This window comes from Ruminococcus sp. D54t1_190329_F1, assembly GCF_015551645.1.
In the GTDB taxonomy this organism is placed as follows: domain Bacteria; phylum Bacillota; class Clostridia; order Lachnospirales; family Lachnospiraceae; genus Blautia_A; species Blautia_A faecis.
On the sequence record NZ_JADNDC010000023.1, the window covers coordinates 56,735 to 76,034 of the forward strand.

Genomic DNA, 19,300 nt, shown 5'->3' on the forward strand with positions numbered 1-19,300 from the left:
AAATCAATCAAAGAATGCAAGTCTGTCAAGTGCCTCAATAGCGCTTTCCAGATATCTGTCATCTGTAACCGGCCACTTATAATCCAGTCTGTAAAGAACCTGTGCTGTAAACCGGTTGCTGTAATCCAGGGTATAGATCTCATTTTCATTATGAGCCGTATACGCGATCAGTCCGGAAACAACATCCGAATCATCACTGTTCTTTGCAAATTCTTTTACTGCAGCCTCAAACTCTTCATCACTTACAATGTCAATGTCAAATCCATGGCTCCGCATTGCATAGATCAGATCCGCCATATAGATATGGTGGCTGTTGCAGGCGTGGAATACGGTAAATCTCCGGTCTGTCTGTACCAGTCTCAACACTGCAAGTGCAGTAGAATCAATTGGTGAAAATTCTGTAACTTCGTGCATAGCCCCAATTGGGAATTTACCAACTGCCTCATATCCTCTCAGACTTCGCAGGAATCCGTTTGTAATAAAGTTGATCTGGAATTCACCATCTGAATTTCGGCTCATCAGATTTCCTACACGGATAACCTTTCCGTCAAGCCCACTGGAAACAGCTTCCAGTACAGCTCTCTCTGCAAGAAATTTTGTGCGGATGTATTCATTTGTGATGTTCTGTCCAATATACAGATCGTTTTCATTAAAGACTCTGGACATTGGCGGAACACCATCGGAACCTTCTCCGGCAACAGAAACAGTAGAAATCTGGATCAGTCTGCGTCCGTTATTTTTACAGAATTCAATCAGATTTTCCACTCCGTGTACATTTATCTTCTCCAGTACATCACCAGCAGCAAAATGCTTTACGCAGGCTGCACAGTTAATAATGGTGTTAAATTTGTAATCTGCAAATTTCTCCACCTGTTCTTTCGAGGTAATATCGCCGTCCACACAGATAATACGCTCGCCAAACAGTTCCTGGCATGGATTATCGAAGTAATACATCAGCATATGCATCATTCGTTTCTCCATGGACTCATATTTACCCTTACGTACCAGACAGTAAACCTTACCGTCATAATTATCCAGGTAAGCCTTCAGAACATGAATTCCCAGGAAGCCGGTTGCACCTGTGATCATGATATCACCAATTTCTTCCTTTGTCACCTGGTTTACGTTTTCTTCCACATTTCCGCTAATCACGCTCTGGATCCGGTTATAATTGTAGCTGGAGAATTCGTTCTCACTCTGCGGATTTTCAAATGCCTCACTGTTATCCACGATTGCAGAAAGCTCACGGATGGTCGGATATTTGAAAATGTCCGCATATACAATGGAAATATTCTTGGAAAGGCACATAACAGCAACTTTTGATGCAGTAAGTGAGGAGCCTCCAAGTTCGAAGAAGTTATCCTCAATTCCTACTTTTTCAATGCCAAGTGCTTTTTCAAATATCTCGCAAAGTTTAATCTGGACAGCAGTAACAGGCTCCACATAGGCTGTGCTTGCTGTGGTGGTTACTTCTGGTACCGGAAGTGCCTTTTTGTCGATCTTTCCGCCAGGAGTCACCGGCATTTTCTCAAGATGGACAAAGAAGGACGGCATCATGTAATCCGGAATCAGCGGGTTCAGGAACAGCTTCAGCTCATCTTCCGGAATGGTTTCACCAGTATAATAAGCTGTGATATATTTGTTTCCACCTTTTTCAATTACAATAACAGCCGCATTCTTCACCAGATCATGCTTCAGAAGGGCACCCTCGATCTCACCAAGCTCGATACGATATCCTCTGATTTTTACCTGAGAATCGATTCTTCCGATATATTCAATATTTCCGTCACCTTTCATGCGGACCATATCACCGGTTCTGTAAAGACGTTTGTCCTCTTCGCATACGGAGAACGGATTTTCCACAAATACGGAAGCCGTCTTCTTAGGAAGATTGTGATATCCTCTTGCGATCTGACGTCCGGCATGGCAAAGCTCACCAGACGCGCCCACTGGAAGCCGTTTCATATTTTCGTCCACAATATAGCTGCGGATATTCCGCTGTGACTTACCGATCGGGATGTTGTCGTACTGTTTGTCAACCAGGAACTCTGTAGATGAAACGGTATTCTCTGTGGGACCGTATCCATTGATCATCTGGTAGGTTCTATCCCGGTAATATTTGAACTTCTCACCACCCAGGGTAACAAATTTCAGGCTCGGAGCGTCGTCAAGAAGCTCTGCAACCAGCTCGCCCATCTGGGTTGGGAAGGTAGCTGTGGTAATTTTTTCTTCTTTTATGAATTTTCCAACAGCAACTGCATCTTTTCGTATGCTCTCTGGCAAAATGTACAGTACCGCACCTGCAGTAAGCGGAGCAAACAGGTCGATCACGGATGCATCGAAGCAGAAGCTTGCAAACTCTGCCACAATATCATCGGGTGTCAGTTTTCTTGTCATAAGGATATACTCGATCAGGTTCAGCAGGTTCCGCTGTTCAAGCATAACGCCTTTTGGTTTTCCGGTGGAACCGGAGGTGTAGATCATGTAAGCCAGGTTCTCTGGTTTCGGAGCTGTAAGCTCTACAGAAAGTGCAAAGTCTTTGGATTCTGCTGCCACGTCATCCAGGCTGATCACATTCTGGTCATAGAAGCCTACCAGACTGCGGTAACGGTCTATTACAAGCAGGTTTTCTGCCTCGGAATCCTTCAGCATGTACTCGATTCTGCTCTGCGGATATTCCGGATCCAGTGGAACATACGCGCCGCCGGCTTTCATAACACCGATATAAGCTACGGCATATTCCTTTGTTCTTCCGCACAAAATACCTGCAACCTTTTCCCTGCCAAAGCCATTTTCCGTAAGCTTCTGAGCAACATAATCAGACATATGATCCAGTTCTTTATAGGTAAGCTCGCCCATTCCATCTCTTACCGCCGGTCTGTCCGGATATTTTGCAACAGCTTCCCTGAACAGGTCTACAAAAGTCTTTCCGGCATGGGAAGGATCATCTTCCATTTTGGTCTCTTCCTCAAACATCAGTCTGATGTCTGCAGGCTCGTATTCTCTCAGGATTCCATCTGCCGTTGTTTCCAGGTTATCTGCAAGGTATTTGATGGTTTCCTCGTTGTACATGTCGCCTCTGTACTCAATCTCAAAGACAAACTTATTTCTCTCAATTGAAATACTGATGGAAACAGGTGCCTTTGCCGCATTCAGCTGAACAGGTTCTTCCTGCGCATATTCCCCGCCGATATTATCAAAGGCGAAGTTGTCGCCCTGATAGATCACCATGGCATCTGCCTTGATGTTGAACTCATGGCTGATCTGGGAGAACGGATAAATATCGTTGTTCATGGAATTAATCAGCTGCTGCTGGACAGCATTCAGGCAATCCGCAGTGCTTCCTGAGAAATCACAGTAAACAGGAAGAGTCTTTACCAGCATACCCACGGTATCGGAAAGTCTGGAATCGTTTCTGCCGTGGTAAATAGTGGTAAATACCGCATCCTTCCTGAAATTGTATTTTCCAAGAGTAATACCAAAGGCAGAGATAAAGAATACATTCTCTGTAATTCCGTGCTTCTTACAGAATGCCTTCACATCCTGTACGGAGAACTCACTGGTCTCACGGTGATACATCTCTGCGGTTGGAGCTGCTCCGCTCTTGTCCGGATAGAAGTTGATGCTTCCGCCCGCATTTTCAAAAACGGATTTATAGTAGTTCTCTGCATTCTTATAAGCATCACTTGCCAGAGCATCCCTGTTATCAAGGGCCAGATCATAGGAAGTATACTCTTCCACTTCCAGCTTTTCTCCGCTGTAAGCCCTGTTAATGTCGTTCAGGATAATGCCAAGGGAGGTACCGTCTGCAACAATATGATGAATGTCAAGGAACAGATAATTTCCATCACAGGTTCTGTGAATTTCAAAGCGGAAAAGCTGTTCATTAAACAGCATGTACGGACGAACCAGAGTTTCCCGGTTCATTCCATTTATAATCTGCGTCTTATAGGTTAAAGCATCATCACGTTTCTGAAGGACTTCTCCCTCGTCGCTCATAAAGAGACGGGTTTTCAGGTAAGGATGAGCTGCAACGGTGCTGTCAATTGCTTCTGCCAGCTTATCCAGGTCAACCTTTTTATCAAGCTTCAGAAGATATGGGATGTTGTAAATGGTGGATCCCATATTGGCTGTACACTCGATGAAAATTCCCTCCTGGGTATTGGTGAGAGGATAATTTTCCTGGATTTCCCTCTTGGTTTCTTTTCCGGCAGTCTTCACAAAGCCCTCTAACATCTGAATGGTTGGGTGATCCTTGATGTCAGATGTTTTTATCACAATGTCAAAAGCTTTGGAAATAAGAATATTCAGCTTAATAGCAGTGATAGAGGTCAGTCCTGCCTCGTAAATATCTGTGGTAATGCCGAATTCGGTATAGCCAAGAACCTCAGCAATACAGTCAAACAGCTTCTGCTGGGTCTCATTCTTCGGTTTCACGATTTCTTCCACTTTTCGCTCTGGCAGTGGAAGGGCTTTTTTGTTTACCTTCTGGTTCTGATTCAGCGGAATCTTGTCGATCTGCATGGTAACTGCCGGAACCATATATGGAGGCTTGGTTTCTTTGATGAAATCATTCAGCTTATTTATGTCAACCTGACTGTCAGATACTACATAAGCTGCAATGTATTTTCCACCGCCATTAGGATCATCAAAAGCTACTACGGTCGCATCCTTTATGCCTTCGTATCTTCTTATGACCTCCTCAACCTCGGAAAGCTCAATTCGAAAGCCTCTGACCTTAACCTGGGAGTCTTTTCTTCCAATGATCTGGATATTTCCATCTGGAAGATATCTGGCAACATCACCGGAATGATACAGGACTTCATAGCCTTCTGCATCGTCATAAATATTCTTCGTATAAACTTCCGAAGTTTTCTCCGGTTTATTCAGATAACCTCTGGAAACCTGCCATCCGGAAATCATCAGTTCACCGCAGGCACCGTATGGAAGCAGATGACCAAACTTATCGGCTATATAAAGCTTGAAGTTATCAAGTGCCTTTCCAATTGGAATGTTGGAATAGTACTTATCTACTTCAAATATGGTTGTAAAAATTGTACACTCTGTAGGGCCATAAGCATTAAAGAATCTATAATCCTTCGGCGGCTCCATAGGAACAAGCTTCTCTCCGCCTATGGAAAGATATTGCAGGCTCTCGCAGCTCATTTCCATTGCAAACTGTCTTCCCACCTGTGTAGTCATAAAGGAATGGGTAACGCCATTCTCTTCAAAATAACGCTGAAGTGCAATGAAATCAAGACGGATTTCTTCCGGAATAATGTGAAGCTCTGCACCGTTTGCAATTGCACCGTAAATGTCCATCATGGAAGCATCAAAACCAAAGGACGCATAAGCTGCTATTTTGGAGCTGTGATCTACATGGTAATACTTTTTGTACCAGTGGCAGAATGCAGTGATATTTCCATATTCCAGCATACAGCCTTTGGGCACACCAGTGGAGCCGGAGGTGTACAGTAAAATAAACAGATCATGAAGCTCTGGCTTCTTAAGTTCCACATCACGGTCTTCCAGCTGCGGAATCTCATCTGTAAATAAAACAGGTCCCTGATAGCCGTCTACCAGTGGCAGAAGCTCTCTGTCTGCAATCAAAAGCTTCGCAGCAGAATCTTCCAGCATGTACATCAGACGGTCTTTCGGATATGTAGGATCAAGAGGCTGGTATGCTGCACCGGCTTTGATTACGCCCATTGGTGCGATGGCCATGTATTCGCAGCGGGGGATCAGAATGGAGACTACATCCTCCCTGCCGATTCCCTGGGATGCAATATATTTTCCAAGTCTGTCGCTGAGCTCGTCCAGTTCTTTGTATGTATATTTCCGGTCTTTAAATACCACTGCTGTGTGGTCCGGAATGGTCTCTGCCAATTCAGCGAACATGTCAGAAATGGTTTTGCTTCTGTCAAATTCGTTTTCTGTATGATTGAATTCTGCGATCTTGTTTACCCCACTCTGAGAGATCACAGAGATTTCAGAAACATATTTTGTTTTCAGCATGGAGCTCATGGCAGCTTCATAGGAATCCAGAATTCCGTCAATAAAGGCCTGGCTGTACATGTCGCTTCGGTATTCTGCTGTAAGCACATAAGTGTGGTTGTACTCTCTTACCTGGATCAGCAGAGGCATTTTCGCCATATCCAGGGAAAGATCGTGGCCTCTGGCAATGGTGTCTCCGATTGGATAATCGTCACTGAGCTCTGCCTGGTATGCAAATGTAAGATCCGAATTCAGCCCATATTTTGCACAGATATCGGAAAATGGGAAAATATCGTTTGCCATGGAGGACAGCATCTGCTCGGAAAGCTCTGCCATATACGCCTGTACGGTGGTCTTCGGGTCGAATTTGCAATAAACAGGAAGGGTTTTTACCAGCATGCAGACTGTGTTTTCAAGCCTGGAATCGTTTCGTCCATTATAAATCGTGGAAAACAGACTATCCTCTGCATTGGAGTATTTTGCCATAAGGATGCCGAACAGACCTGTAAATAAAATATTCGGGGTAACACCCAGCTTCTCGCAATAGGAAAGAATGGCCTCTTCTTTCAGACCCATGGTCTTCTCCAGATAACCTTTTTCAGGAGCTTTTCCATTCAGGTCTGGCATTGGGAGGGATTCCGTTTCAATTCCTTCAAAAATACTGTCATAATATTTCTCGGCTTTTTTGTATTTGCCCTCTTTCATCTGCTGTTCTTCGTCAAGAGCCGCATCAAATCCGGTATAGGACTCTTTTTCCAGTTTTTCACCCATATAGGCCTTATTGATATCCTCGAAAATGATATCATAAGAGTTGCCGTCAGCAATAATATGGTGGAAATCTGTAAAGAGGTATTTCTTATCTTCTGTCACATAAATTGCCACACGAAGGAGACGTCCTTTTTCCAGCTTAAACGGACGTACAAGGCTTTCCTTCTGGCTGGCAAATTTCTCATTTGTGGTCTCGATCACTTCCGGCACAAATGTCTCATTTCCAGGGCGCTGTACCATCTCCCCATTATCATCAAGATATACCTGTGTGAGCAGGTAGGAATGGGCACTTACCATTCTGGCAATTGCATCGGATAATTTCCGGGTATCCACTGCAGGATCCAGTTCAAAAAGGAAGGGGATATTGTATACGGTACTCTCAGGATTTTTGCTGCACTCTGCAAAAATACCCTTCTGGGAACCGGTAAGAGGATAAACCTCTCTCTTTTCGTAGGTTCTGAGCTTCGGCGCCAGCATGACATATTTTTCCAGCTTCTCCACGGTATTGTTCTCGTGGATATCGCTTGTTTTTACGGTAACACCAAATTCCTCTGAGATCAGGACGCAGAGCTTCATTGCACTGATGGAGGAAAGACCGGCCTTATAAAAGCTGGTGTCGATTCCGAAGAAGTCGTTTTCTACTACTTTTGCCACAATGTCAAAAATCTTCTTCTGCATTGGATTTTCCGGCTCTTTCAGATTTCTGGGCTGCGCCACCGGCTTGGGCAATGCTTTTTTGTCAATTTTGCCATTCTGTGTTAAAGGCATTTTTTCCAGCTGGATGAAAACATCCGGAACCATGTAATGAGCCAGGGATTCTGACGCATAAGCGGTAAGCGCTTCAACATCGATCTCACGGTCTGCCATAAAGTAGCAGCAAAGATATTTATTATCCACCGGTACTGTAATACTGGTGATGATTCCTTCGAAGCTGTTAACAACCTCCTCGATCTCACCAAGCTCGATTCTGAGACCGCGAAGCTTGATCTGATTGTCAATTCTTCCGAAAAATTCGATCTCACCATCTGGAGTGATCTTTGCAAGATCTCCTGTTTTATAGGCTCTTTCGCCGTTGAGAGTGATGAAAACTTCTGCTGTTTTCTCCGGCAGATTGATATAGCCCCGACCTACACCAAGACCTGCAATTACAAGCTCTCCTGTCTCTCCGTCCGGAAGAATCCTGTTCTCTTTGTCAACCACGTACACCTGAACGTTGCCGTTTGGCTCTCCGATGGTAATATTTTTGCTGTCGGTGATCACCTTCATGGTACAGCTGATGGTGGTCTCGGTTGGTCCATAGCCGTTCATAATATAAGCATCCGGGTTTACTGCGTGGATCTTGTCAAAAAGTGCAGGCGGGAATGCTTCTGCTCCTACGTCAAATACCTTGATCTGGGCAGCTGCTTCCTGAAGCTGGGGCAGATCGATCATATTGGAAAGATAGGTAGGAGTTGTGGTCATAATATCCACTTTATTTTTTACAATTAAATCTCCAAACATAATGGGATTCAGGATCTCTTCATCGCTTGCGATCACTGCGGTCATTCCATTGGTGAGGGGGAGAAATTCCTCAAGCACCGAAACATCAAATGTCATGGCTGCCATGGAAAGGGAAACGCTTCCCCTGCTTACATAGCCATAGGTTTCTGCATTCTTTGGATTGGGATTTACAAAATTGGCAAGGTTGATATGCTCGATCATAACACCTTTTGGTTTTCCAGTAGAACCGGAGGTGTAAATACAGTAGCAAAGATCATGTTCCTTAATCTGGGTATCCGGGTTCCCGGCATTTGAATTTTCCAGCAGTTCTTCAAGCAGAAGCACCGTACAGGAAAGCTTGGAAAACAGCTCCTGGCGCTCCTTCGCGATCTCCTTTGTGGTGATAATAAAGGGAACTCCTGCATCTTCAAAAATGAACTGCACACGGTCATCGGGATAATCCGGGGCTGCAACAGCAAATGCGCCACCAGCCTTCAAAATACCCTGACGGACTGCGTAAAAGTCACAACAGCGCTCCAGTACCACACCTACGATTTTTTCACAGCCAACGCCTTTTTCAATAAGAGAATTTGCAATTCTGTTTGCCCTTTCGTTCAGCTGTGCGTAGGTAAAGCTTTCCTTGCTGGAAGCTACAGCACATTTGTCAGGATGAAGCCGCACCTGCTCTTCAAACAACTTTGTCACAGGCTGAAATTCAAAAACAAAATTGCTCTTTTCGTTAATGTCAGACATTTCCTGCACCTCCTAAAATGATATTATAGTATTATTCATATCAATTGCGCGGATATAATCCATTGATTTTGAAATCTTTTTCACCAGCTCAATTCCATGGATATCAAACTCCTCATGGTCATAGCTGTATTCCAGCGGATTAAAATTCACTCCGTTGTCTCTTATCCTTAACTGGCAAATGTCATCCTCCAGGGAAAGGTTGATGTCGATCCAGTTGGAAGTTTTTCCACCAAATTTAATGATATTCACAGTCATTTCTTCTGCACACACGGCAGCAAGATTGGCTCTGTTTCCGGATACACCGTTTTCCTTGCAGAACTCCAGGATTTTTCTGTTAACCGCGCCAGCTTCTTCCATGGTGCTCTTAATGGAAAAATCAAGATTGGTTCCGGGATTTTGATCAGGAACAATATAAAAGGTAGAGTTTTTGTGTTTGATCTTTCGAAAAATCCAGGCTGCGATCAGGGTTATGACCTCTGTGGCAACAAATGCAACACCAATTCCATTTGTACCGATTCCATCAATCTGTTTCCAGATAGAAATTCCTATAAATGTTGCAGGAAGAACTGCCACTGCGTTTTCAAGGAAGGTAACAAAGCTTGCAATTGCAGTCTCTTCAATAGATTCATAATAGCTTACGGTAAATTTATTCCAGAGATAAGGCACTACACACAGAGCAAAAATACGCAGTGCATGAACCATCTCCCGTCCCAGCTCTCCGCCGCCTCCGAACATGATGGTGATCTGTTCTGTAAACAGCATGATCAGAACGAATATGACTGCCAGCACGATGTAGCTGTATTTCAGCATTTTTTTGCACAGGACACGGATTCCCACATAGTCTTTTTCTCCAAAAAGAATTCCTGCAACATTAGGAATTACACCAATGATTCCGCCTGTAAGCATTTCCACGATCAGCAAAACATTGTCACAGACCGTAAATACTGCCATTCCGTCTTCCCCGATCTGATTCATGATGATGGTGTTCAGGCCAAGGGCTTTTACAAAATTGGTTGCCATGAAAACAAGCATGGGCACACCTGTAACCACCGCTTCCTTCACGATTCCGAAATCCTTTGCATTCAGCCGCACGAAACTGATATTCCTCTTATCTGAGCGAATGTAGAAAAGAAAAACCACCATGGCAAAAAGGAAGCCAAGTACCGTTGATAAGGATGCACCTGTGACTCCAAGTGGTGTAAATCTAAGAAATATGTAATCCAGCACAAGATTTATCACGTTGGCTGCGATCAGATAAACAGAAGCAAGCTCCGGATGGTTTTCCACCCCAAGGTAATTTACCATCATCAGACCAATTCCGATTACCGGTGCACCTAACATGCTGATGCGGATATAGTCTCTTGTATAAGTTGTCAAAACTCCGTCTCCAGATACCAGAAATCTGGCAATAGGTCCTGCGGCAGGAAATGCAATGAGTGAAAACAGCAATCCCACCACGAGTGTGACGATGAAAGTGGCTGAAAACAATCTCGAGGCCCCTTCTTTGTCACGTTTACCAAGCATATTTCCTGCGGCTATGGAACCTCCCACACCCAGACAGTAACCAGTAAGCTGAACTATCGTTTCAACCGGAAGACTCATTGTAACTGCGGACATTGCTTCTACACCAATTAAATTACTTACAAAGATGGTGTCCACAATGTTTCCAAGCTGAAGTGCCAGCGACATCATAATACCTGGAACGATATACTTGTTTAATTTCGCATTCAGCAATCTGTTATTTCTGTTTTCCACCATTCCATCCCCTTTCGAAATTTTGGAATATTTCTAAACAAAATCAGAATACTCCATATTTATATATAATTTAGCAAAAAATGAATTTTTTTTCAATAAAGCAACGAAAATAACGTCAAATTAAACAAAAATAACTTAAAAAAATACCGGTTTCCCGAAGCTATCCCTTTAATGGAATTCTTCGAAAAACCGGTATTATCCTTCCTGATATGTAACTATTCAGCAAGCTCCAGAACATGTTTAAAAAAAGCTTTCTGCAAGATGTACGTCACAATTTGCGGAGCCTGCAGATTGCAGGAAATAAATTTTCAGGCAAGCTCCAAAGCCCTGTGGCAGGCTGCTTTATGCCCCTTTTCCACCTCCTGAAGCACAGGAGCTTCCTGCCTGCAGCGGTCTGTTGCATAGGGACAGCGGGTATGGAATTTGCATCCTGACGGTGGATTGTAGGCACTTGGCACGTCACCCTCCAGAATGATACGCTGACGTTTCTTCTTCACATCTGGAAGCGGGATTGCAGAAAGAAGAGCTTTTGTATAGGGGTGCATCGGATTGGAATAAAGCTGGGCTTTTTCTGCAACCTCAACCACACTTCCAAGATACATAACTGCAATTCTGTCACTGATATGGCGGACTACACTCAGGTCATGGGAGATAAACAGGTAGGTCAGATTTTTCTTCTGCTGCATATTTCTCATAAGATTCAGCACCTGCGCGCGGACAGATACGTCCAGTGCGGAAACTGCCTCATCACAGACAACAAATTCCGGATTCAGGATCAGTGCCCTTGCAATTCCGATTCGCTGCCTCTGACCGCCTGAAAACTCGTGAGGAAAACGATTCAGATACTGTTTATCCAGTCCAACCTCCTGAAGGATCTCTTCCACCATTTCCCTGCGTTCTTCCTTAGTCCCCACTTTATACACCTCAAGAGGGGCACTGATCAGATCATAAACGGTCATTCTGGGATTCAGGGAGCTATATGGATCCTGGAAAATAATCTGCAGCTTCCGGCGCATTTCCCACATTTTTTTCTTATCATAGGTAAGGATGTCTTCCCCATTGTACATAACCTGGCCCTCTGTTGCCGGGATCAGGCGGAGAATAGTTCTTCCCAGAGTGGATTTTCCGCAGCCGGACTCTCCGACCAGGCCCAGTGTCTCACCCTTTCTCACAGAAAGACTTACATGGTCTACTGCTTTTACTACAGATGGATTACGGTTCAGAAGCCCTTTTTTTGCCGTAAAATATTTGGATAAATCCTTTGTTTCCAATAAGATTCCTGTGTTCTCACTCATTATTTCTCACCCTCGTATCTGAAGCAGCTTACCAGAGAATTTCCAGCATGGTAAACGCCTGGTTTTTCTTTCATGCAGCGGTCTTTTCCGTAAGGACATCGGGGAGCAAATCTGCAGCCTGCAGGCATGGCGTCCGGTGCCGGAACGGTGCCCTCAATGGTATTCAGCAGCTCTACATCCTCATCAAGGCGGGGAATAGAGTTCAAAAGTCCCTGTGTGTAAGGATGCTTCGGTCTTTCAAAAATATCCTCAATGCTGCCGTATTCTACTGCTTTTCCTGCATAAAGAACAAGCACATCGTCTGCGGTCTCTGCTACTACCCCCATATCATGGGTAATCAGCATAATGGCTGTTCCCATTTTTTCCCTGAGCTCACACATCAGCTCCAGGATCTGTGCCTGGATGGTTACGTCCAGGGCTGTGGTAGGCTCATCTGCAATAAGAAGTCTTGGCTCGCAGGATACTGCCATGGCGATCATCACTCGCTGGCGCATACCGCCAGAAAGCTGATGCGGATATTCCTTCATCCGCTTCTCCGGAGCAGCGATCCCAACTCTTTTCAGAACGTCCACAGCTCTTGTCCAGGCTTCTTTTTTACCGCAGTTCTGGTGGAGCATAATTGGTTCCATCAGCTGGGTTCCAATAGTCAGAGTCGGATTCAGGGCAGTCATTGGATCCTGAAAAATCATGGCAATATCATTTCCGCGGATCCTGCACATCTCTTTCTCCGGAAGCCCTATCAGTTCTTTTCCATCCAGTTTGATGCTGCCGCCGGAAATCCGGGCGTTGCTTCCAAGAAGCTGAAGGATAGACATGGATGTGACACTTTTTCCGCATCCGGACTCTCCTACAATTCCGAGGATCCTGCCTTTTTCTACAGAAAAGCTTACACCGTCAACGGCTGTGTTAATGCCTTTTTTTGTCTGAAACTGTACCTGTAAATTCTCTACTGAAAGTAAAGATGCCATAGCTGTACTCCTTTTTCTCTTAATTAACTCACTGTGATTCTTTCACAGCTCCTGAAATCCGCCAGACATGAGAGTCTTTTCTCTCATATTTGGCGGGTTCCAGGATCAAAAGCTTTATCCGCTTTTGTCCTGTTTCCCATTTTTATTACTCTTTATCCCACTCCCAGGAAGACCAGTTCAGACAATTAAAGTCTGCAACGTTCAGGTTCTTCATGCTCTTGTTGTAAGCGGTAAGAAGGTTCTTTGTATATAAGTAGCCCATAGCTGCTTTTTCTACAACCTTTTCCTGATACTCATCGAAGTATGGTTTTCTTGCTTCAAAAGTAAGCTCTGCGTTTCCTTTGTCGATCAGGTCAGAAAGCTCTGTATCCTGAAGCTGGCAGAAGTTGCAGGAGCTTTCCGGATAGATCATTTCACGGCTCTCACTTGGGTCAAGAGTTCCGCCGGAACCAATGATTCCAAGATCATGCTCGCCGTCAAGCATACGGCTCATCAGAGTTGCAAAGTCCATCTGCTCAATTTCTACATTTACACCGACATTTGCAAAATCCTGTACGATCAGGGCTGCACATCTCTCGGTAATGCTGCTTCCAGAGGAGATGAAAAATTTCAGTGTCTGTCCAGCCGGGAAGCCTGCTTCTGCAAGCATCTCTTTTGCTTTTTCAGGATCGTACTGAACCTGAACTTTGTCATTGTAGTATGGGCTTACCGGTGCGATCGGGGTCATGATCGGAGTTCCCTCTCCCATAAGAAGACCATTTACCAGTACGTCACGGTTGATTGCCATATTCAGTGCCTGGCGAACTTCCTGAGTAAGATATTCCTTCTGAGTATTGAAGATCAGAGTGGTATAGGAAGTGGTAGGAACAGACTCTGTTACCAGGTTATCCTGGGACTTGGCTGTTTCCCAGTCATCAGTCAGTACGGAACCGAATCCGATCAAATCAAGCTCGCCGTTCATAAGACCGGAAAGAACGTTTGCAGACGGTACTACACGGATGATCAGACGGTCAATATTTGGAGTTCCAAGATAGTAGTTTTCGTTCTTTGTGAACTCCATACGCTCACCATTGATCTCACTGTCATAGATGAATGGGCCGGAACCTACCGGATTTGCCCAAAGGTCAGGAGCATTGATCTCTTCTGCTGTTTTTCCTTCAAATATATGTTTCGGGATGATGAAAACAGTGTCGATATCCTGCAGGAATGTATCAGGATACATAGCCTCTTTTAATTTGAAGGTTACTTCATAATCGCTGTCTGCAGTTACTTCGATAGAATCCTCGGAAAGCTCTGCTCCGGAATCATCCACACCGGCAATGTACTCCAGGTGATAACGGCTCTTTGCCTCTACAGACGGATCAGAATACATCTGGTAGCTGAATACAACGTCCTCTGCTGTAACCGGCTCACCATCAGACCATACTGCGTCTTCATGAAGCTTAAAGGTAACTGCGTCACTGGCATCGTTTACAGTCCAGGACTCAGCAAGGCGTCCCTCAATGGAACCGTCTGCGTTTGTCTGTGTCAGGCGGTCATAAATCTGGTCACAGATAAAACGGGTGTAGTTGCTTGTGGTGTTCAGCGGCATCATGGTATCCCATGCCTGGTCCATAGCAGCTGTTACAACTTTTTCCTCTGCCTCAGCAGCAGCCGGAACAGCATAACCTGCTACCATGCTTCCTGCAAGCAGGAGCGCTGCAGCCTTTTTCATGTTGAATTTCATAGGTCTCCTCCTTTTTTCTTTTGTCAGGGATGTTTTTCTCTGACAGGTTTTGTGAAGCAAATCAGTCCGGGAAACTCCCGGAACCAATCTTATGTCAACGGACTGTCCGGTCTTGCATCAAGACCTTCATGATCCTGAGACATTACAGTTTGATTTTCGGATCCAGCGCATCGCGGATGCCGTCGCCCAGAAAATTAATACTTAACACCGTGATCAGAAGTGCAAGTCCCGGCGGAAGCCAGATCCACAGCTTCTGGGAAAGCACAGTAATGGACTGCGCATCGTAGAGCATATTTCCCCAGCTTGCTCCCGGCGGCTGTACACCCATGCCAAGGAAGCTTAACGATGATTCAGAAAGGATGGCACTCGCCATCTGGAATGTGATTGCGATCAGGATCGGGGCAAAAGAGTTTGGAAGAACATACTTTGTCACGATCTTGAAATTGGAGGTACCAATTGCCCTTGCAGATTCTACATATTCTTTCTCGGATACGGAAAGTACATTTGCATAGATCAGTCTGGCAAACTGTGTCCAGCCGAGCACACCGATGACACAGGTTACAGACCAGACAGACGGTCCCAGAACAGCAACCAGCACCAGGATCAGCACAATTGATGGAAAAGACATAAAAATATCTGCAATTCGCATAATAACTGCTTCTGCCTTTCCTCTGGCATAACCAGCAACCAGGCCAAGAGGAACTCCAATTGCGCAGCTGATCAGTGTGGAAACAAAACCAACCAGCAGAGAGGTTCTTCCGCCATACATCAGACGGGCAAAAACATCACGCCCGATAGCATCAGTTCCAAGGATGTGCGCTCCTCCCGGAGCTGCAGAAAAGGCAGTGTAATCTGAAGTATAAGGATCCAGTTTCAAGATCATGGGAAGAAAAACCACCATCAGGATTTCCACGATCAGGACCACCAGACCTACCATAGCCATTTTGTGTTCTTTCAGTTTATCAAGTACCTCGGAAAGATAGCTTACATTTTCGTTTTTCTGTTTTTTCATTTCTGTCTTCTATCCTCCCTTATTTATAGCTGATTCTCGGATCCAGAATTCCGTATGCAACATCAGTGAGAATATTCGCAATAAGAACCGCTGCCGCTATCATAACCGTGATTCCCATAATAACCGGGTAGTCTCGTCCGTTGATTGCTGTTACCATAAGAGAACCAATTCCCGGCCATCCGAAAACCTGCTCGGTTACAACTGCACCGCCTACAATAGAAGGAATGGACATTCCCACAACTGTAACGACCGGTGTAAGGGCATTTTTCAAGGCGTGCTTCATGATCACTTTCCATTTGGTAAGACCTTTGGACTTGGCGGTACGAATGTAGTCGTCCTGCATAACTTCCAGCATACTGCTTCGCATGTGCCTTACCCATCCTCCAATCTGCTGAAAGGAAAGGACCAGACAAGGCAGGATCATGTGCTTCATCAGATCTCCGAATGTATGAGCTCCGCTTGAGCTGTACATTCCTCCTGATGGAAGAATGTTAAACACAATGGCGAACAGATAAATAAATACCAGTCCTACAAAGAAGTTCGGAGTCGCCATCATCAGCATAGACAGACCGCCGGAAAAGTAATCTCTTCCTGAATTCGGCCTGGAGGCAGCAAAGATTCCAAGAGGAATGGATACGATCAATGACAGTACAATGGAGCTTGCTGCCAGAATCGCAGTAGCCGGAAGACGCTCCAGTATCATCGCTGCCACCGGTCTCTGGGTGCTGTAGGAAAATCCCAGATTTCCCGTAAGCAATTGTTTCAGCCAGGTAAAATACTGAATGATCACCGGCTGATCCAGTCCAAGTGCCACTCTCTTACGTTCCAGCTCTGCCGGAGTAATTCCCGGATCTGCCAGAAGTGCATCCAGCGGTGAACCAGGCGCCATATTCAGAATAAAATAGGCCAATATGGTAATTCCGAAAAAAGTGGGAATGGCAATCAGTATTCTTTTTAATATGTATTTCCACTTCATAGTGTTTTCCCTTCATCTCCTTTTCCTAGAACCTGTTTGAAAAAGTATTTCCGCAAGCTCCCGCAAATTGTGGCGCACATCTTGCAGAAAGCCTTTTTCAACCACGCTCTACCATAATCCGGATAATCTCTTTATCCGTTTCGCACATACCTTCCTTCGCCAGCTGTCCCACGTTCCGGATGGTATTTTCCACACCGTGGGTAACGATTCCATCACCGCCATAGAACTGCTGTCCCTGTATGTACATTTCATAGCCCATGATTCCGGCATCGACTGCTGCTGAAATCTTGGCTGCGCAGGAGGCTTTCGCTCCGTCACAGATGATTCCGGAAACAATTGCCAGGGAATTCACGATTGTATGTGCAATTACTTCATAATCGCCGCCGTAGAGATAAGCAATTCCTGCACCGCTTCCGCAGCCTGCACTTACTGCACCGCAATAGGCAGAAAGAGTTCCGATTCCCGTCTTCAGATGAATGGTTACAAGATTGGAAAGCACCAGGGCGCGAAGCAATTTGTCATGGGAAACCTGCAACTCTCTGGCAAATTCAATGACCGGAATGCTGGCAGTCATGCCCTGATTGCCGCTTCCGGAGTTGATCACCACAGGAAGCTCGCAGCCATTCATTCGGGCATCGGAACCGGCTGCTGCCTTGGCTCTGGCACGGATCTTAATATTGTCGCCGTAGGTGTGAAGAAGGACTTTTCCGATATTCGCTCCATAGTTTCCACGAAGTCCCTCCTCAGAAATGGCTGTATTGTAACGGATCTGACGCTCCAGAACCTCCTTTACATCTTCTGTGTCAACAGTATTGGCAAAGTCGATAATGTCTTCTATGTTTAATATGGAATGGTCGGTCTTTTTCTCTTCCTTACCTGAACAGACATCTTTCCGGAAAACAGGCTGGCCGTTTTTCTCAATAAGGATGATGTTGGTGTGCGTATCTACAATGCGGACACGGGCCGTTTCAGTACCTTTGGTTACGGTCAGATCGATTTCAAATACATGCCCGGTGGATGCCGGAGTGATCCTGGGTTTCACCTGATCCATGTAGGACTTGATTTCTTCCTTCTGACCGGATGTTACTCTTGCAATTACTTCAAGGAGCGCTTCCGCATCGCCTGCGATTACACCCGCGCACAGAGCAGCTGCAATTCCCCTCATGCCGCCAGTATTGGGAACGATGACGCTTTTTACATTTTTGATAATATTTCCACTTACTTTAATATCCAGCTGTTCCGGCAGATTACCTAAAGTTTTTCTCGCCACTGCGCCTGCATAGGCAATGGCAATGGGTTCGGTACATCCCATTGCAGGAACCAGTTCTTCCTCTAGGATTTTTACGTAAGCCTGGTATTTTTCATCACTTTTGTGCAATGTTTTCTCCTCGCTTTCGCACAACATTATAAATACTTTAGCACACTATCTTCTTAAAATCAATTAATTCCAGAAATTTTATATTTAGAAAAATCCCGAACTATATTTGTGAATTTTGTTTTTGTTAATCACTTCGCGAATATAATCCGGGTGCAGATTTTTTATTTGGAATCAGATCACAGGATTCTTTTTAGAAATAGTCATATCCGCCATGAATGTCTACAACGCTTCCATTCATGTATCCATTTTTCAGAACTTCGTATGCCATATCTGCCACTTCTGAGATCTCACCAAAGCGGTGAAGTGCAATCTTACGGTTAATGCGTTCATAGCTTTCCGGAGTGCGGTTCTTATGCCAGCTGGTTTCAATAAATCCCGGGGCAATGGCATTGACCCGGATCTGCTTTGGTTCCAGTTCTTTTACCAGAGATTTGGTAAGGAAATGAATGGCGGATTTGGTGACACCATACACCAGGGATGAGGAATAAGCCTGCTGTCCTGCGTAGGAGCCTGTAAAAAGAATGCTGCCGCCTTCGCTCATAATGGGGCGAAGTTCTTTCACCAGAAATACCGGAACAGACAGGTTGGTATTCACAATTTTGGTCCATTCGTTGAAGGTGTAGTCTTCATATTTCGCATAGGTGCTGATTCCTACGTTGTTTATCAGCCAGTCTACATGGCTCGCTTCTTCTTTGACCCGGGATACAAATTTCATCATTTCATCATAGGATGACATATCAGCCTGGAGCAACCGGATTTTTTTCTGATTTTCCTCTGTTTGTGCATGAAGAAATTCCTCCGCCTGCTCCGTGTTATGTCCATAGCTCACATATAAAATATCGTCCGACGCAGAATTTTCCAGAATTTTCTCCGCAATCCCTCTTCCGATTCCAGATGTACCGCCGGTGATTATGGTTACTTTGCTCATGGGGTGTCCTCTTTTCTGTATATTTTATTACTATTTAGTGTGTTGAAAGTTGTTAAAGGCGGACGCATTCGGACAATGGTGATTGCTCACTCGCCGGCGCAACGCTCCAGCGAACTAACTGCTAACTGCGACTAAATCGTTCAGGAGAGCCTTCACGATTAAGTCTCCGTAAGCAGTGGATTTCGCCTACGCTAAAACCGCGCCTGAAATGGCTCGCTAGAGCAATCACCATTGCCCGAATGCTGTGTACTGGCTGGGACTTATTTGT

General features: G+C 45.0%; 9 protein-coding genes. All 9 read right to left on the bottom strand.

Features of this window, described 5'->3' with window-relative positions:
• Nucleotides 1-3: 3 nt before the first annotated feature.
• The 9 genes from I2D69_RS11995 to I2D69_RS12035 all read right to left on the bottom strand — a co-directional run bounded on the left by I2D69_RS11995 (nt 4) and on the right by I2D69_RS12035 (nt 19,032).
• Nucleotides 4-8,994 (bottom strand): non-ribosomal peptide synthetase, encoded by an 8,991-nt coding sequence (locus I2D69_RS11995; RefSeq protein ID WP_195379957.1) that lies wholly within the window; start codon nt 8,992-8,994, stop codon nt 4-6.
• A gap of 12 nt (nt 8,995-9,006) precedes the next feature.
• Nucleotides 9,007-10,752: an MATE family efflux transporter gene (locus I2D69_RS12000; RefSeq protein ID WP_207741814.1), complete on the bottom strand. Its 1,746-nt coding sequence runs from the start codon at nt 10,750-10,752 to the stop codon at nt 9,007-9,009.
• Nucleotides 10,753-11,057: 305 nt separating this feature from the next.
• Nucleotides 11,058-12,044 (bottom strand): dipeptide ABC transporter ATP-binding protein, encoded by a 987-nt coding sequence (locus tag I2D69_RS12005; protein ID WP_148463505.1) that lies wholly within the window; start codon nt 12,042-12,044, stop codon nt 11,058-11,060.
• Nucleotides 12,044-13,012: an ABC transporter ATP-binding protein gene (locus tag I2D69_RS12010; RefSeq protein ID WP_118577947.1), complete on the bottom strand. Its 969-nt coding sequence runs from the start codon at nt 13,010-13,012 to the stop codon at nt 12,044-12,046. The genes I2D69_RS12005 and I2D69_RS12010 overlap by 1 nt, the downstream gene beginning before the upstream one ends.
• 145 nt (nt 13,013-13,157) lie before the next feature.
• Nucleotides 13,158-14,738 (bottom strand): peptide ABC transporter substrate-binding protein, encoded by a 1,581-nt coding sequence (locus I2D69_RS12015; RefSeq protein ID WP_148463506.1) that lies wholly within the window; start codon nt 14,736-14,738, stop codon nt 13,158-13,160.
• A gap of 142 nt (nt 14,739-14,880) precedes the next feature.
• Nucleotides 14,881-15,750 carry an oligopeptide ABC transporter permease gene (opp4C, locus tag I2D69_RS12020; protein WP_148463507.1) on the bottom strand — a complete coding sequence of 290 codons (870 nt, stop codon included), beginning with the start codon at nt 15,748-15,750 and terminating at the stop codon, nt 14,881-14,883.
• A gap of 19 nt (nt 15,751-15,769) precedes the next feature.
• Nucleotides 15,770-16,726, bottom strand: coding sequence for an ABC transporter permease (locus tag I2D69_RS12025; protein ID WP_118577950.1), 957 nt, complete (start codon nt 16,724-16,726; stop codon nt 15,770-15,772).
• A gap of 97 nt (nt 16,727-16,823) precedes the next feature.
• Entirely contained in the window at nt 16,824-18,104 is a 1,281-nt protein-coding gene (locus I2D69_RS12030; RefSeq protein ID WP_173771277.1) for an L-serine ammonia-lyase, iron-sulfur-dependent, subunit alpha, read from the bottom strand.
• A gap of 190 nt (nt 18,105-18,294) precedes the next feature.
• Nucleotides 18,295-19,032 carry an SDR family oxidoreductase gene (locus I2D69_RS12035; RefSeq protein ID WP_173735412.1) on the bottom strand — a complete coding sequence of 246 codons (738 nt, stop codon included), beginning with the start codon at nt 19,030-19,032 and terminating at the stop codon, nt 18,295-18,297.
• Nucleotides 19,033-19,300: the final 268 nt, after the last annotated feature.

Excerpts from the sequence above, each read along its gene's own strand:
- I2D69_RS11995 (WP_195379957.1), bottom strand. The coding sequence starts at position 8,994 with ATGTCTGACATTAACGAAAAGAGCAATTTTGTTTTTGAATTTCAGCCT.
- I2D69_RS12000 (WP_207741814.1), bottom strand. The coding sequence starts at position 10,752 with ATGGTGGAAAACAGAAATAACAGATTGCTGAATGCGAAATTAAACAAG.
- I2D69_RS12005 (WP_148463505.1), bottom strand. The coding sequence starts at position 12,044 with ATGAGTGAGAACACAGGAATCTTATTGGAAACAAAGGATTTATCCAAA.
- I2D69_RS12010 (WP_118577947.1), bottom strand. The coding sequence starts at position 13,012 with ATGGCATCTTTACTTTCAGTAGAGAATTTACAGGTACAGTTTCAGACA.
- I2D69_RS12015 (WP_148463506.1), bottom strand. The coding sequence starts at position 14,738 with ATGAAATTCAACATGAAAAAGGCTGCAGCGCTCCTGCTTGCAGGAAGC.
- opp4C (WP_148463507.1), bottom strand. The coding sequence starts at position 15,750 with ATGAAAAAACAGAAAAACGAAAATGTAAGCTATCTTTCCGAGGTACTT.
- I2D69_RS12025 (WP_118577950.1), bottom strand. The coding sequence starts at position 16,726 with ATGAAGTGGAAATACATATTAAAAAGAATACTGATTGCCATTCCCACT.
- I2D69_RS12035 (WP_173735412.1), bottom strand. The coding sequence starts at position 19,032 with ATGAGCAAAGTAACCATAATCACCGGCGGTACATCTGGAATCGGAAGA.